Source organism: Amycolatopsis sp. NPDC051373 (genome assembly GCF_040689465.1).
Lineage (GTDB): Bacteria > Actinomycetota > Actinomycetes > Mycobacteriales > Pseudonocardiaceae > Amycolatopsis.
Genome location: NZ_JBFBAE010000013.1, coordinates 94991 through 108457 on the forward strand (window position 1 = coordinate 94991; position 13467 = coordinate 108457).

A 13467-nucleotide genomic window follows, 5' to 3' on the forward strand; every position below is an offset into this window, starting at 1 on the left:
CGAGTTGTGGACAACAACAGAAAACCCGACCCCGCAACAAAAAACACGCCGGCGCAACACCGATCAGGGTTGCGCAGGAAAGCCCCGGGCGAAAAGGCGAACCGCCGGAGTTCGGTGCCTTCGCCGGACACCATGCCGGAGCAGGTCTGGGATGAAAACCCGCCCTCGTGCGCGAGCATTTCCTCGACCGCTGACCCGCTGAAACGACGAGTCTCCCGGCCCCAACCCGGGACCGGGAGACTCGTCGACAAAGAAAATCAGGCCTCGGCCGGCTCGTCCTTCGGCGGCAGCCAGCTCAACCCCGGCACGCCCCACTTGTTCTTCTTCAGCATCTTCTTCGCCGCCCGGGCGTGGCGGCCCACCAGGCGATCGAGGTACAGGTACCCGTCGAGGTGGTCCGTCTCGTGCTGCAGGCAGCGGGCGAAGTAGCCGGTGCCCTCGACGGTGATCGGCTCACCCGCCACGTCGAAACCGCTCACGCGCGCCCACGACGCGCGGCCGGTGGGGTAGGACTCGCCGGGGACCGAGAGGCAGCCCTCCCAGTCGTCGTCAGGGTCCGGCATGGTCTCGGGGACCTCGGACGTCTCCAGCTTGGGGTTCACCACCAGGCCGCGGTGTTCGACGCCCTCGTCGTCAGGGCAGTCGTAGACGAACAGGCGCAGGTCGAGGCCGATCTGGTTGGCCGCGAGGCCGACGCCTTCGGCGGCGTACATCGTCTCGAACATGTCTTCGGTCAGCGTGCGCAGCTGCTCGTCGAACTCCGTGACCTCACGGGTCGGCTGGTGCAGCACGGGATCGCCGGCGATGCGGATGGGGTGGACGGTCACGAGCAGCGAGTTTAGTCGGACCCGTCTGATACACCTGGATCGGACCGTGACGCGCCGCGCCGGATGCCCATGTCGAGAGTGGGTTCCGTGGTTGAATGGCGCCCGCGGAAGGACAGCCGAAACCGATTGCGAGGACCGCATGGACGCCGCGGAGTCGATGGCTGGGGAGCAGCCGTCGCCGCCGGAGAATGTGGGCGGCCTGACCGAGCGTGAGGTGGAGATCCTCGCGTTCGAACGTCAGTGGTGGCGGCACGCCGGTGCCAAGGAGAACGCCATCCGGGAACGGTTCTCGCTGTCCTCGACCCGTTACTACCAGCTGCTGAACACACTGCTGGAAAAGCCTGAGGCCATGGCGGCCGACCCGATGCTGGTGAAGCGGCTGCGCAAGACGCGCGCCGCCCGGCAGCGCAAGCGCGGCGCCAGGCGGCTGGGGATCGAACTGTCATGAGCTTCTTCTCGGGACTGTCCCGGCCCATGCGGGCCGCGGGCGTCGCGCTCATCGGCGTCGCCGTGATCGCCGCGATCGTCGGCGGCGTCACCGCACTGTCGGGTAATGGATCGAGCGACAACAACGCCGGGCCCACCAGCTCGAGCGGGTCGCCTTCGTCGTCGCAGTCGGCGCCGGGCTCGTCGTCCCCGGCGACGCCGCCTTCGTCTTCGGCCCCGTCTTCACCGGCTTCGTCGGCACCTTCGCCGCCGCCGGCCAGCCAGTCGGGCCAGCCTGGCCAGCCCAGCGGACAGCCCGGTCAGCCGGGTCAGCCCGGCCAGCCCGGTGGTCAGCCGGGGCAGCCGGGCAACGGCCAGCAGGCGTCCAACAAGTGGGTGACCGTGCGGGTCTACAACAACTCGACGATCCCGCACCTCGCCGAGCAGGCCGCCGACGACTTCCGCGCGTCGGGTTGGAACGTGCCCGAGGTCGGCAACTACCCGCAGGGCGTGATCCCGCACACCACGGCCTACTTCCGGCCGGGCACCGACGAGGAGGCCGCGGCGAAGCAGCTGGCCGCCGAGTTCGGGTTCCAGGCCCAGCCGCGGTTCGACGGCATCCAGAACTCGAGCCCGGGCGTGATAGTGATCATCACGAAGGACTACCAGAGCGGCCACAAGGGCAGCTGACCAGCGAAAATAACGGGCCCCACCGCGAAGGTGGGGCCCGTTTTCGTCAGCGTTCCTGCTGCGCCTGGGCGTACGCCTCCAGCGTCGCCAGCTGCGCCGGGTCCAGCGACGGCCGCACGACCTCGCGCGCTTTCGCCAGGTGGGCGGCGGTGACCACGTGCGCCTCGAGCGACTCGCGCATCGCCGTGAGCGCGGCCTCGCGGATGAGCGCGGCGCAGTCGGCGGCGGAGTAACCGTCCAGGGTGGACGCGATGGCCGCCAGATCCACATCGGACGCCAGCGGCGTGTTCTTCGACGTCGCCTTGAGGATCGCGGTGCGCGACTCCGCGTCGGGCGGCGGCACGTAGATGCGCCGCTCCAACCGGCCCGGCCGCAGCAGCGCCGGGTCCACGAGCTCGGGCCGGTTCGTGGCGCCCAGCACCACGACCTCGCGCATCGGCTCCACGCCGTCGAGCTCCGTGAGCAGCGAGGCGACCACGCGGTCGGCCACGCCGGAGTCGGACGACTGCCCGCGCCGCGGCGCCAGCGCGTCGATCTCGTCCAGGAAGATCAGTGACGGCGCGGCGTCGGCGGCTCGCCGGAACAAGTCGCGCACCGCCCGCTCCGACTCGCCGACCCACTTGTCCAGCAGCTCGGCGCCCTTGATCGCGAACACGTTGAGCGCGCCCGTGCCGGCCAGCGCGCGCACGAGGAACGTCTTGCCGCCGCCGGGCGGGCCGTACAGCAGCACTCCGCGCGGCGGGTCGATGCCCAGGCGGGCGAAGGAATCCGGATAGCGCAGCGGCCACAGCACCGTCTCGGTGAGGGCCTGCTTGACGTCGACCATGTTGCCCACGTCTTCGAGCGTCAGCCCGCCCGTGGCCAGGTTGTCCGAAGTGGACAGGGAGATCGGCCGAACGGTGGCGAGCGCGTCGAGCAGGTCGTGCTGCGAGATCCGCGGCTCGGCGACGTCACGCTGGCGCAGCGCGGCCCGCAGCGCGGCGTCGCGGCGCAGGGCGATGAGGTCGGCGGCGACGAACCCGGGCGTCTTCTCGGCGAGCACGCCGAGGTCGGCGCCCGGTTCCACGGGCACGTCACGCAGCAGGATCCGTAGCAGCTCCACGCGGGTTTTCGCGGCGGGTAGCGGCAGGCCGAGCTCGCGGTCGAGCAGGTCGGCGGTGCGCAGCCGCGGGTCCACGGACTCGGCGCGCTGCGTCGTCGCCACCACGGCGAGGCCCTCGCGGCGCATGGCCGCGCGCAGTTCCTCCAGAACGACGGTGGCGACCGGTGGCGGCTGCGTGGCGGGCAGGAGCGCGTCGACGTCGTTGATCAGCAGCACCCCGGGCCCGTCGCCGTCGGCGGCACGGGTCACGGCCTCGCGCAGGCGGGCGTGGGCCGTGTTCGGCTCCAGCACGGCGATGTTGGGCGCGACCAGCGACACCACGCGCACGTTCTCGGCCTGCGCGACGGACCGCACCAACGTCGCCTTGCCGACACCCTCCGGCCCGGACAGCAGCACGCCCAGGTGCGCCGACGTGCCCAGCCGCTCGAGCAGCTCCGGCCGCCGGAACGCCAGGTCGAACCACTCGGCGAGCTTGCGCGCGGCCCCTTCCGCCCCGACCAGGTCGGCGACGGGTGGGATCGGTTCCGTGAGCTCCTCCAGCTTCGCCTCCTCGACGACCTCCGCGTCGAGGTAGTCCTCGGCCGCCGTCACGGCCGTGCTTCGGACGAGTGCCGTCGCGCTGCGCGTGGGGACGGTGTCGGTCGGCGTCTCGCCCGTGCGGGCGCCGTCGCGCCAGCTGACCACAGTGGACGGTCCCACCACGACCACGCCCGCGGGCTCCGTGGCGGTGACGGTGAGCAGCTCGTTGGTCCACGTCGCGCCGATCGCGCGCGACAGCTGCCCGCGCACGGCCGCGACGTCCGAACCCGGCGCGGGCGCGAGGTCCTGGGGGAGCAGCGAAACCGCGTCGCCCCGCGTGAGCACCTTGCCGGTGAGCGCGAGCCGCAGCGTCTGCGGCGGCACGGACACGCTGGCCAGCCGCGAACCGGAGACCGTGACCGTCTTGGCCGCCGCGACGTCGGCCGGCGTCACCACGATCTCGGAGCCCTCGGACACGCCGAGGTTCGACATGGTGACGTCGTCGGTCAGCACCACGCCCGGCGTGCCCTCCTCGGCCGGCGCGGCGAGCGCGGCGCTGCGCCGGGCGCCGGTGAGGTGCACGGCGTCCCAGGCGCGCAGGCCCAGCGCGTCGAGCACCTCGGGGTGCATCCGCACGACTCCGCGCCGGGAATCCAGCGCGGACGGCGTGTGCCTGACGGTCAGCGTGATCTGCGGGTCGCTCACGCTGTTCACCCTAGCGACGCGGACGCCGTCCAGGCGTCGAACGAGAGGATCTCGCCCACCGGTGGCCGCGCGGCGGGGGAGAACTCACGCTGTGTCGAGTGCGCCACGGCGATGAGGCCGACCTGCGTGACGTCGGCCGGGATCCCCAGCAGGCGCGCGACGTCCGGCTCGTGGCCGGCGAGGTGGTAGCTGCACAGCGAGCTCGCGAGGCCGCGCGTGCGCAGCGCGAGCTGGAAGCTCCAGATCGCGGGGTAGATCGAGCCGTAGAACGACGACTGCTCCGCGGCCGACGTCGGCGGCCGGCCCGGCATGCACGGCAGCACCAGCGCCGGCACGCGGTCGAGGTTGTCCACGAGGTGGCGGGCGGAGGCGAACATGCTCGTGTCGGCCAGGTGCGCGTAGTGCTGCCACACCTCGTGCGCGGCCTTCCTGGTGATCGCCGCGACCTCGGCGCGCAGCTCCGGGTCCAGCACCGCGACCCAGCGCTGCGCCTTCAGCAGCCCACCGGCGGCGGGCGCCTGCTGGGCGATGCGCAGGCAGTCTTCGATCACCGCGGGGTCGACTGGCCGGCCGAGGTCCAGCTTGCGGCGGACGGACCGGGTGGTCGTGAGCAGTGTTTCGGCGTCCATGGCGTCCCTCCAGATCGATACTTACAGCGTAAGCGTACACCGTAAGTACTTACGCCGTAAGCTACGATTCGGCCGTGGTGCGCGAAACCCTGACGCGGGAAAAGGTCCTCGACGAGGCACTGGCCCTGGTGGACGCCGACGGCATGGGCGCGCTGTCGATGCGCAAGCTCGCGGCCCGCCTCGGCGTCGAGGCGATGTCGCTCTACAACCACGTGAAGAACAAAGGGGATCTGCTCGACGCGCTCACCGCCCGCGTCTTCGAGTCTGTGCCGCTGCCGGTGCCCTCGTGGAGCTGGGAAACCCGCGTCCGCCGGCTCGCTGAAGGCCTCTACACGGCATTCACGAGGCACCCGGCCGTGGTGCGCGCACTGGCGGCCGAGGAGGCGAACCCACGCTCGCCCGGCGCGTTGCGCGTGATCGACGCCCTGCTGGGCGCGCTGCTCGACGCCGGGCTGGACGAGGAAGCCGCGGCCCGCGGCTACCGGTCGTTGATGGGACTCACGTTCGGCGCGGCGCTGGCCGACTCCGCCGCCGGGGGCGTCGCCCGGCGGGACGAGCCCGCCGGCGACTGGTTCAGCCGCATGGTCACGCCGGAGGAACTGCCGAATCTGTACCGCGTGCTGCCGTCACTGGCGGAGGTCGACTGCGTGCAGGACTTCCACGACCAGCTCGACCTGCTGCTCACCGGCCTGCGCGCGGCCGCACGCTAGGTCGGTCGCGGGCCTCAGCGGCGCCGGATCCCGATCCGCCGCCAGCTGCGGCGGCGCTGGTTCGGGCCGGAAGTCGAGCTCGAGCTCGAGTTGCCGGTGCCCGAGTGGTCCCGGTCCCGCAACGCCCGCGTCGCCCGCACGAAGTCCGAGCTGTTGCGCGGCAGCCGCACCGCGCGCATCGCCGCGCCCGCGACCCGGCGAGACGCCGGGCGCAGCCGCAGACGCCGCTGCGAACGCGCACGGCGGATGGCGCGGCGTTCGCGCGGCGGGACCGTCCACGCCTCGGGGTGCGCGGCGAGCCAACGGTTCCGGTACACCGCGTACGGGATGTGCAGCAGGTACAGCACCAGCGCCATGGCCAGCGCCACCAACGGGAACTGGATGATCGCGGCGGCCAGCAGGCCGACGCCCACCAACAGCGGCGCGATGGCCCTGGCGGGCACCTTGACGGTCTTCAGCGACAACGTCGGGATTCGGCTGATCAGCAGCGCGGCGACGGCGATCGTCCAGATGATCACCACGTACTGCTCGGACCACCAGCCCTCGCCCCACTGCAGCGTCGCGATGAGCGGCAGCATGGCGACGAGGCCGCCGGCTGGCGCGGGCACGCCGACGAAGAACTCCCCCGCGTACGGCGGCTTGTCGGTGACGTCGAGCAGGGTGTTGAAGCGCGCGAGGCGCAGGATCATGCAGACGGCGAAGATCAGCGAAGCCACCCAGCCGATGCGGTCGCCGTGCGACTGCCACACGTACAGCACCAGCGCTGGCGCCACGCCGAACGAGATGCCGTCGGACAGCGAGTCGAGCTCGGCGCCCATCTTCGACGTCGCGTCGAGCAGGCGCGCGATGCGCCCGTCGAGGCTGTCGAGCACCGCCGCGATGCCGATGGCCGCGATGGCCATGGCGTAGTTGCCCGCGAGCGCGAACTGCACGGACGACAGCCCGGCGCACAGCGCCAGCACCGTGATGGCGTTCGGCAGCAGCCGAATGCTCGGGGTGGTCACGCGGACCATGAGATCAGCCTTCTGCCAGTGCCGGGAGTTCGGCGATCACCGTCTCGCCGCCGACCGTGCGCTGGCCCTTCTCGACGAGCACGCGGCTGCCGGGCGGCAGATAGAAGTCGACACGGGAGCCGAACCGGATGATGCCGTAGGTGGCACCCGCGGCCACCTTGTCGCCCTCGTGGATCTCGCACAGGATTCGGCGCGCGACGAGGCCGGCGATCTGCACGACGACGAGCTCGTGGCCGTCGACGGTGCGCATGAGCACGGAGTTGCGCTCGTTGTCCTCGCTCGCCTTGTCCAGGTCCGCGGAGAGGAACTTGCCCGGCCGGTAGGCCACCTTCTCGATGACGCCGGGGGCCGGGATCCGCTGGACGTGCACGTCGAACACCGACAGGAACACGCTCACGCGCATCCGCGGCTCGGCGGGCAGCCCCAGCTCAGGCGGCGGCACGGCCTCCTCGATGAGCGACACCAGACCGTCGGCCGAGGCCACCGCGATGTTGTCCCGCTGCGGCGCGACGCGGGCGGGCTCGCGGAAGAACGCGGCGGTGGCCGCGGTCGCGAGCGCGCCGACCAGACCGAGGCGCTTGGAGAACCGGCGCAGCACCAGCGTTGCCGCCAGCCCGCCGAAGACGAACGGGCGTCCGGCGGGGTGCATCGGCGGGATGGTCTCCCGCGCGAGCTGCACTGCGTGCGTGAGGGGATTGCCGGTGGGCTTGCCGCTCATGGATCGGTTCCCCGCTGTTCGTTGCGTTCGGAGGGAGAGGACGGGTTTCACGTCCGATTTGGGAATCACCACGCTACCGCCCGTCGGCGGACGGACACGTCTAGGGCCGGTGGCGGCTCCCCCGCAAGGGTTTCCCCGACACGGGTGGGCGTGCCCACAAACCGGTAACGACTGATCGAATTCCTCGACAACTCTCAGTAGTACCCGCCGTTCGGGAGCCGTGCCCGGGCCTGAGTCCGCCGAGGAAGCGATGTCCGTACCCGATCCGCTCACCGAGCTGCTGTGCGCCTGGCGACGGGAGATCTCCGCCGCGCCCATGCCTGTGCTGGTGGACACGGCGCACGCTGTGCGCGTGGTCCGGGAGGCGATCCGGGCGGGCCGGGTGCATGCGTCCCCCGACGACGCATGCACCCGGACGCGGAACTGATCAGTTTAGGCGGTTTCCGGGGGTTACTGACGGTTCGTGTGTAAACCGTTACCGGTAGTTGTCTCGCCGGTAGTTGTCGTGCGGATAGTCGTCGCGCCGGGACCGCCGGCCGATCGAGCTGACCAGCCGCAGCACCGCCAGCAGGACGATCGCGCCCAGGATCGCGACGCCGAAGCTCGGGAAGTCGAACTCGAAGCGCTGCTGCTCACCCGTCGCCAGCCGGTAGATGAAGCCGCCGAGCGCCGCCCCGAGCACCCCGACGAGCACGCTGACCAGGCACCCCTGCCGGCGCCGGTCCGGCCCGCCGACGACCAGGTTCGCGAGCCAGCCGACCAGCGCACCGAAGACGATCCAGGTGAAGAAGCCCATGGGGGTGAGGATACCTGGGACGCGGTTCCACAAGGGGTGTTGTGCAATGCTGCTTGTGCAACTACTCTTGTGGATTGTGTCTGATCCCGTTGACGTCCAGCAGATCCGCGACTCCCACGTGCTGGCCGCGATGTCCCACCCTCTGCGCCGGCGCCTCCTCGACGTCCTGAAGCTCGACGGTCCCGCCACCGCTTCGATGCTGGCCGAACGCACGACCTCCGCCGTCGGCAACATCTCGCACCACCTGAAGGTCCTCTCGGCCGCCGGCCTGGTCGAAGAGGCCCCCGAACTCGCCCGCGACCGCCGCGAACGCTGGTGGCGCCGCCCTTCCCGAAGCCTGCCCTGGTCCACTTCGGACTTCGTCGGCGATCCCGTGGGCGACGCGGCCGAGGTCGTCGCGCTCGACCGGCAGGCTTCGCTGTCCCGGTCGTGGCTCTCGGACCTGGAAACGGAACCCCCCAAGTGGCGCGACGCCTGGTTCACCAACGAAACCTGGGCGCGCTTGTCTCCTGCGGAGGTGATGGAGCTGAGCTCCCGCATCCTGGCCTTGTTCGCCGAGTACACCGACCGCCCGACCCCTGACGACTCCGCCGAGCGCCGCCCGGTCTTCCTTTTCACCCGAGGCTTTCCTGCGCAACCCTGATCGGTGTTGCGCCGCGCGCTTTTTGTTGCGGGGTCGGGTTTTCTGTTGTTGTCCACAACTCGGGGTTCGCTGTGGACAACTCGGCTTCGGGGATCGTTTTGTCGGTGGGGAGCGGTAGACTGGCCAAGGGCCGCTCCCCCGAGGATGGGTGCGGGCTTTCCCAAGGTGAGTTACTGGGGGCATAAGCGGCTCGGCCGCGATTTCGCTCGAAAAGCTTCGTCAGTTGGGCGAAGCCGATTGGTGATGGCGCAAAACCCCTTCGGACGGGCAAAGCCGCTCGGGCTGGTGGAACCGCTTCGGGTACGCAACGTCGGTCGGGCGGGCGAAGCCCGTTGGGGAGCAAAGCCGAAGGCTCCGGCGACGCCCTTTGGGTACGCCAAGCCGCGCGCAGGCGGCCAAAGCCGCTTGCTCGGGCGAGGCCCTTCGAATACGCCAAGCGGCGCAGGCGGGCAAAGGCGCGTGCTCCAGCGAGGCCCTTCGAGTACTCCAAGCCGCGTGCGGGCAAAGCCGCTTGCTCCGGCGGCCCCCGTGCACTCAAAGCCGCTCCAACCAGCGAACTCCGTTGGATGGGCAAACCTGGACGGGCAAGGCCATTCGGGCCGACGGCGCATTTCGGGTCCGCAAAGCCGCTCAGCCCAGCAAAGCCGCTCAGCCCAGCAAAGCCGCTCGGCCCAGCAAAGCCCTTCGACCCAGCAAAGCCCTTCAGGCAGACAAAGCCGCCGAAGCGAGCAACACCCTGCAGGCACGCAAATACCGCCCATCCGCACAAAACCCTCGGCGACCAACCGAATCCACACCAAGCAGCAAAAGGTCCGCAACCGCCCGAACCACCCCGATAACCCATGACTGACGCGAAAATGACCACAGCCCTACGGCGAGACCGCAACTTCCGCCTCATCTGGACCGGCGAGACGATCAGCACGCTTGGCAGCGCAGTCGCCGGCACGTCGTTGCCGCTCGTCGCGTTGCTGGTCCTGCACGCCTCGACGTTCGAGGTGGCGCTGCTGACCGCGGTCGCGTGGGTGCCGTGGTTGGTGGTGGGGTTGCCGGCCGGGGCGTGGGTGGACCGGTGGCGCAAGCGGCGCGTGATGGTGACCTGCAACGTGGTGTCGATGGTGGCGTTCGCGGCCGTCCCGGTCGGGTACGTGGCCGGGTGGCTCACGGTGCCGTACCTGCTGTGCGCGGCGCTGGTCGGCGGGTTCGCGAAGGTGTTCTTCTCGCTGGCCTACCGCAGTTACGTGCCGGTGATCGTGACCAAAGCGCAGTTGCTCGAGGCCAACGTGAAGCTCCAGGGCAGCGAGTCCGCCGCGCAGGTGGGTGGGCCCGGGCTGGCGGGGCTGCTCGCGGCCGTCGCGGGACCTGTCACCGGGGTGCTGGCCGACGCTGTGAGTTTCGGCATTTCTGTGCTGTGCCTGCGTTCCGTGCGGGCGAAGGAAACCCTGAAGCCCCGTGGCGAGGAACGCCTGCGCACCGAGATCGCCGAGGGTATCGGCTTCATCGCGCGCGACCGGTACCTGCGGTCCCTCATCGGAGCCGCCGCCGTCGCGAACCTCGCGCTCGACGGGTACGCCGCCATTCAGGTCGTGTTCCTCGTCCGCGACCTGGGCACCGGGCCGGGAGCCGTGGGGGTGGTCCTCGCAATCGCGGAAGTCGGCGGTGTCGCCGGCGCGCCGTTGGCCGCGCGGCTGGGCAAGCGCGTCGGGGCGGCGCGCGCGTTCCTGCTCTGCGAAGCGCTGGCCGCGCCGGCGATGCTGCTCGGGCCGTTTGCCACCCCGGGCGCCGGGCTCACGGTGTTCGTGCTGTCCGGGATGGGCGTCGCCGCCGGGATCGTCGGGTCCAACGTGCTCGTCGGTACCTTCCGCCAGACCTACTGCCCACCCGAGCTCTTCGGCCGCATCACCGCGAGCTCCGCCGTCGTCAACTACGGCACCATCCCGCTGGGCGCGTTCCTCGGCGGTGTCCTCGGCGAAGCGCTGGGTGTGCGCGAGACGATGCTCATCATGGCGGGCGTCCAGCTCGCCTCGCTGGTGATCCTCCTCAGGAGCCCGCTGCGCCGCGACAAGGACTTCCCTACAGCAGCAGCACGTCCACTTCAGTCCCTTCAGCCACCTCACCAACCCCCTCCGGCAGCACGATCAGGCAGTTCGCCTGGGTGAACGCCGCCAGCAGGTGTGAGCCCGGCCCGCCCCGCGGTCCGACGACGCCGGTAACCTCGCCCTCGGTCGGCGTGTAGAAGCCGCGGCGGAACTGGCGTCGCGAGCTGGGCGAGGTCATCGCCTCGGAAAGACGCGCGCGCACCCGGCGGCGGTCGACGTCGGTGTGGCCCATGGCCGACAGCAAGGCCGGCCGCAGGAAGGCCTCGAACGACACCAGCACGCTCACAGGGTTGCCCGGCAGCGTCACCACCGGCACGCCGTTCCAGTGGCCGCAGCCCTGCGGCCCGCCGGGCTGGATGGCGATCTTCTGGAACCGCACACCCTGGCCCGTCAGCGCGTCCTTGACCACCTCGTACGCGCCGGCGCTGACGCCGCCCGAAGTGATCAGCAAGTCGGCGTCCGCGAGCTTCGGCTCGATGATCTTGCGGAATTCCTCGACGTCGTCCACCACGCTGCGCACCACGGCGACGTGGCAGCCCAGCTCGCGCAGCGCGGCGGCGAGCATCACGCTGTTGGACTCGTAGATCTGCCCGTGCCGCAACGGGTTCGGCGCCTCGACGAGCTCCGTGCCGGTCGACACCACGAGCACGGACAGCGGCCGGTGCACGGCGAGCTCGGCCAGGCCGACGGCCGCCGCGAGGCCCAGTTGCGAGTGGCCGAGCACGGTGCCGGCGCGCAGGGCCACCACGCCGTGCTCCACGTCCTCGCCGGTACGCCGCACATGGTCGCCCGAGGTCGCGGCCTTGGCGATCCGCACGTCGACAGTGCCGCCGTCGGTGTCCTCCACCATCACGATCGCGTCGGCACCCGGCGGCAGCGGCGCGCCCGTCATGATCCGGTGCGCGGTGCCCGGCTCCAGCGTCGCGACGTCCACGCGCCCGGCGGGGATGTCGTCGGCCACGGGCAGCGTCACGGGCGACTCGGCCCCGGCGCCGGCGACGTCGGCCGCGCGCACGGCGTAGCCGTCCATCGCGGAGTTGTCGAACGGCGGCAGTGACACCCCCGCGTGCACGTCCTCGGCCAGGACGAACCCGGCGGCTTCGGCGAGGGGCAGGGTCGTCACGGGCGTGCGGCCGAGCAGCTCGGTCACGGTCTCGCGGTAGGCATCGACGGAGATCACGCGGACCATCCTCCCCCTCGCGCGCGGGCGTGCAACACTCTCCCGCGGCAAGAGTCGGGGATCAGGGGAGTTCTGATGCAAGTACGAGTCCGCCACCAGCCGTCGTTCGCGGTTGCGCGGCTGGAGCTGGCGCAGGGTGAACCGGTGCAGGTCGAGTCGGGCGCGATGATGGCGACGAGCTACGGCGTGACCGTCCAGTCGCAGGCCAACGGCGGGATCATGAAGGGCCTCGGCCGCGCGTTCCTCGGCGGCGAGTCGTTTTTCATCTCCACCTACACCGCACCCCAGAACGGCGGCTGGGTCGACGTCGCGGCCAACCTGCCCGGCGACATCCAGGTCGTGACCCTCGACGGCCAGACCGGCTGGTGCGTCACGCGCGGCTCCTGGCTCGCCTCGTCGCACGGCGTGAAGACGCCGACGCGCTGGGGAGGTATGAAGAACCTGGTCGGCGGTGAAGGCGGCTTCCTGTCGCACGCCACGGGCCAGGGCCAGGTGCTGGTCTCGTGTTACGGCGCCCTCGACGTCATCACGCTGCAGCCGGGCGAGGCGATCACCGTCGACACCGGTCACGTGGTGGCCTACGCCGACACCGTCCAGTACCAGCTCCGCAAGGTCGCGCAGGGCGTGATCCAGTCGATGAAGAGTGGTGAAGGCTTCGTGTTCGACTTCGCCGGCCCCGGCCAGATCCTCACGCAGACGCGCAACCCGTCTTCGCTGATCAGCTGGATCCTTTCGCACGTCCCCTCCCGCTGACATGCGCGTACACACGAGGCACACCCCGAACTTCGGCGTCGCGCGAGTGCACCTCGCGCCCGGCGAGGCCGTGCAGTCGGCGTCGGACACGATGCTGGCCACCAGCTTCGGCGTGCGCGAAGGCGCTCCGCCGTCGGCGCGGGGCGGCGCGCGCAAGCCCGGCGTCTCCGTGTTCACCGCGCCCGTCGAGGGCGGCTGGGTCGACCTCGCCCCGCTCGGGCCCGGCGACGTCTACCCGCTGGAGCTCACGGGCAATACCGGCTGGTCGGTGCACCGCGACGCCGTGCTCGCGCGGCCGTCTTCCGTGCGTCACGACCAGACGTGGGCGCCGTTGCAGCAGCTCTTCGGCGCCGACGCCGGGTTCCTCGACCACTACAGCGGCACCGGTCCACTCGTGCTCACCGCACCGGGACCCGTCGACTCGTTCGAGCTGTCGGCCGGTGAGCTGGTCACCGTGCGGCCGGACTACGTGCTGGCCTACCCGGACACGCTGCAGTGCCGGCTGCGCGCCGTGGACCCGAGCGGCCCGCAGTCGCTGCGCACCGGCGAAGGTCTGGTCCTCGATTTCGCCGGACCGGGCACCGTTCTCGTGCAAGCACGCAACAGGCGGGTTTCCCGGGGCTGACAAATCTGCGAATCAACCATTGCCGAAGGGCGTAA

The 13467-nt window shown here is 70.8% G+C and carries 15 protein-coding genes; 8 read left to right on the forward strand and 7 right to left on the reverse strand.

Going from position 1 to position 13467, the window contains the following annotated elements; all coding sequences use genetic code 11:
* Positions 1-257: 257 nt before the first annotated feature.
* Positions 258-827, reverse strand: a complete 570-nt coding sequence (locus AB0383_RS24920; protein WP_364190495.1) for a peptide deformylase — start codon at positions 825-827, stop codon at positions 258-260.
* A gap of 139 nt (positions 828-966) precedes the next feature.
* Between AB0383_RS24920 and AB0383_RS24925 the strand changes: the two genes are divergently transcribed.
* A complete protein-coding gene (locus AB0383_RS24925) occupies positions 967-1275 on the forward strand; it encodes a DUF3263 domain-containing protein (protein ID WP_364190498.1) in 309 nt (102 codons plus the stop codon).
* The gene (locus AB0383_RS24930; RefSeq protein ID WP_364190501.1) at positions 1272-1943 is read left to right on the forward strand and encodes a LytR C-terminal domain-containing protein; all 672 of its coding nucleotides are present in this window, start codon (positions 1272-1274) and stop codon (positions 1941-1943) included. The genes AB0383_RS24925 and AB0383_RS24930 overlap by 4 nt, the downstream gene beginning before the upstream one ends.
* Before the next feature lie 46 nt (positions 1944-1989).
* On the opposite strand, the gene AB0383_RS24935 is transcribed toward AB0383_RS24930, so the two are convergent.
* Entirely contained in the window at positions 1990-4269 is a 2280-nt protein-coding gene (locus tag AB0383_RS24935; RefSeq protein ID WP_366188668.1) for an AAA family ATPase, read from the reverse strand.
* Positions 4270-4274: 5 nt separating this feature from the next.
* The gene (locus tag AB0383_RS24940) at positions 4275-4898 is read right to left on the reverse strand and encodes a nitroreductase family protein (protein ID WP_364190505.1); all 624 of its coding nucleotides are present in this window, start codon (positions 4896-4898) and stop codon (positions 4275-4277) included.
* 74 nt (positions 4899-4972) lie between these two features.
* Between AB0383_RS24940 and AB0383_RS24945 the strand changes: the two genes are divergently transcribed.
* Positions 4973-5608 (forward strand): TetR/AcrR family transcriptional regulator C-terminal domain-containing protein, encoded by a 636-nt coding sequence (locus tag AB0383_RS24945; RefSeq protein ID WP_366188669.1) that lies wholly within the window; start codon positions 4973-4975, stop codon positions 5606-5608.
* Positions 5609-5622: 14 nt separating this feature from the next.
* Here the strand turns inward: AB0383_RS24945 and pssA are convergent, their stop codons facing one another.
* Together pssA and AB0383_RS24955 are read right to left on the reverse strand one after the other, a co-directional pair.
* Positions 5623-6621, reverse strand: a complete 999-nt coding sequence (pssA, locus tag AB0383_RS24950; RefSeq protein ID WP_366188670.1) for a CDP-diacylglycerol--serine O-phosphatidyltransferase — start codon at positions 6619-6621, stop codon at positions 5623-5625.
* A 4-nt stretch (positions 6622-6625) separates the two neighbouring features.
* Positions 6626-7339, reverse strand: a complete 714-nt coding sequence (locus AB0383_RS24955; RefSeq protein ID WP_366188671.1) for a phosphatidylserine decarboxylase — start codon at positions 7337-7339, stop codon at positions 6626-6628.
* A 250-nt stretch (positions 7340-7589) separates the two neighbouring features.
* Between AB0383_RS24955 and AB0383_RS24960 the strand changes: the two genes are divergently transcribed.
* The gene (locus tag AB0383_RS24960; protein WP_354875250.1) at positions 7590-7766 is read left to right on the forward strand and encodes a hypothetical protein; all 177 of its coding nucleotides are present in this window, start codon (positions 7590-7592) and stop codon (positions 7764-7766) included.
* A gap of 48 nt (positions 7767-7814) precedes the next feature.
* Here AB0383_RS24960 and AB0383_RS24965 read toward each other — a convergent pair whose 3' ends face one another.
* On the reverse strand, positions 7815-8135 hold the full coding sequence (locus AB0383_RS24965; RefSeq protein ID WP_354875252.1) for a GlsB/YeaQ/YmgE family stress response membrane protein: 321 nt from the start codon (positions 8133-8135) through the stop codon (positions 7815-7817).
* Positions 8136-8211: 76 nt separating this feature from the next.
* Between AB0383_RS24965 and AB0383_RS24970 the strand changes: the two genes are divergently transcribed.
* Both AB0383_RS24970 and AB0383_RS24975 read left to right on the forward strand, forming a co-directional pair.
* Positions 8212-8778: a helix-turn-helix domain-containing protein gene (locus AB0383_RS24970; protein WP_366188672.1), complete on the forward strand. Its 567-nt coding sequence runs from the start codon at positions 8212-8214 to the stop codon at positions 8776-8778.
* 842 nt (positions 8779-9620) lie between these two features.
* Positions 9621-10934: an MFS transporter gene (locus AB0383_RS24975; protein ID WP_366188673.1), complete on the forward strand. Its 1314-nt coding sequence runs from the start codon at positions 9621-9623 to the stop codon at positions 10932-10934.
* Here AB0383_RS24975 and glp read toward each other — a convergent pair.
* Positions 10849-12054, reverse strand: a complete 1206-nt coding sequence (gene glp, locus AB0383_RS24980; protein WP_364180228.1) for a gephyrin-like molybdotransferase Glp — start codon at positions 12052-12054, stop codon at positions 10849-10851. The genes AB0383_RS24975 and glp overlap by 86 nt on opposite strands.
* Positions 12055-12129: 75 nt before the next feature.
* Here glp and AB0383_RS24985 point away from each other — a divergent pair, with 75 nt between their 5' ends.
* Positions 12130-12807, forward strand: coding sequence for a TIGR00266 family protein (locus tag AB0383_RS24985; RefSeq protein WP_366188674.1), 678 nt, complete (start codon positions 12130-12132; stop codon positions 12805-12807).
* 1 nt (position 12808) lies between these two features.
* Complete coding sequence (locus tag AB0383_RS24990; protein ID WP_364180232.1) at positions 12809-13432, forward strand: AIM24 family protein; 624 nt, start codon at positions 12809-12811, stop codon at positions 13430-13432.
* Positions 13433-13467: the final 35 nt, after the last annotated feature.

Excerpts from the sequence above, each read along its gene's own strand:
- AB0383_RS24925 (WP_364190498.1), top strand. The coding sequence starts at position 967 with ATGGACGCCGCGGAGTCGATGGCTGGGGAGCAGCCGTCGCCGCCGGAG.
- AB0383_RS24930 (WP_364190501.1), top strand. The coding sequence starts at position 1,272 with ATGAGCTTCTTCTCGGGACTGTCCCGGCCCATGCGGGCCGCGGGCGTC.
- AB0383_RS24940 (WP_364190505.1), bottom strand. The coding sequence starts at position 4,898 with ATGGACGCCGAAACACTGCTCACGACCACCCGGTCCGTCCGCCGCAAG.
- pssA (WP_366188670.1), bottom strand. The coding sequence starts at position 6,621 with ATGGTCCGCGTGACCACCCCGAGCATTCGGCTGCTGCCGAACGCCATC.
- AB0383_RS24955 (WP_366188671.1), bottom strand. The coding sequence starts at position 7,339 with ATGAGCGGCAAGCCCACCGGCAATCCCCTCACGCACGCAGTGCAGCTC.
- AB0383_RS24960 (WP_354875250.1), top strand. The coding sequence starts at position 7,590 with ATGTCCGTACCCGATCCGCTCACCGAGCTGCTGTGCGCCTGGCGACGG.
- AB0383_RS24965 (WP_354875252.1), bottom strand. The coding sequence starts at position 8,135 with ATGGGCTTCTTCACCTGGATCGTCTTCGGTGCGCTGGTCGGCTGGCTC.
- AB0383_RS24975 (WP_366188673.1), top strand. The coding sequence starts at position 9,621 with ATGACTGACGCGAAAATGACCACAGCCCTACGGCGAGACCGCAACTTC.
- AB0383_RS24985 (WP_366188674.1), top strand. The coding sequence starts at position 12,130 with ATGCAAGTACGAGTCCGCCACCAGCCGTCGTTCGCGGTTGCGCGGCTG.
- AB0383_RS24990 (WP_364180232.1), top strand. The coding sequence starts at position 12,809 with ATGCGCGTACACACGAGGCACACCCCGAACTTCGGCGTCGCGCGAGTG.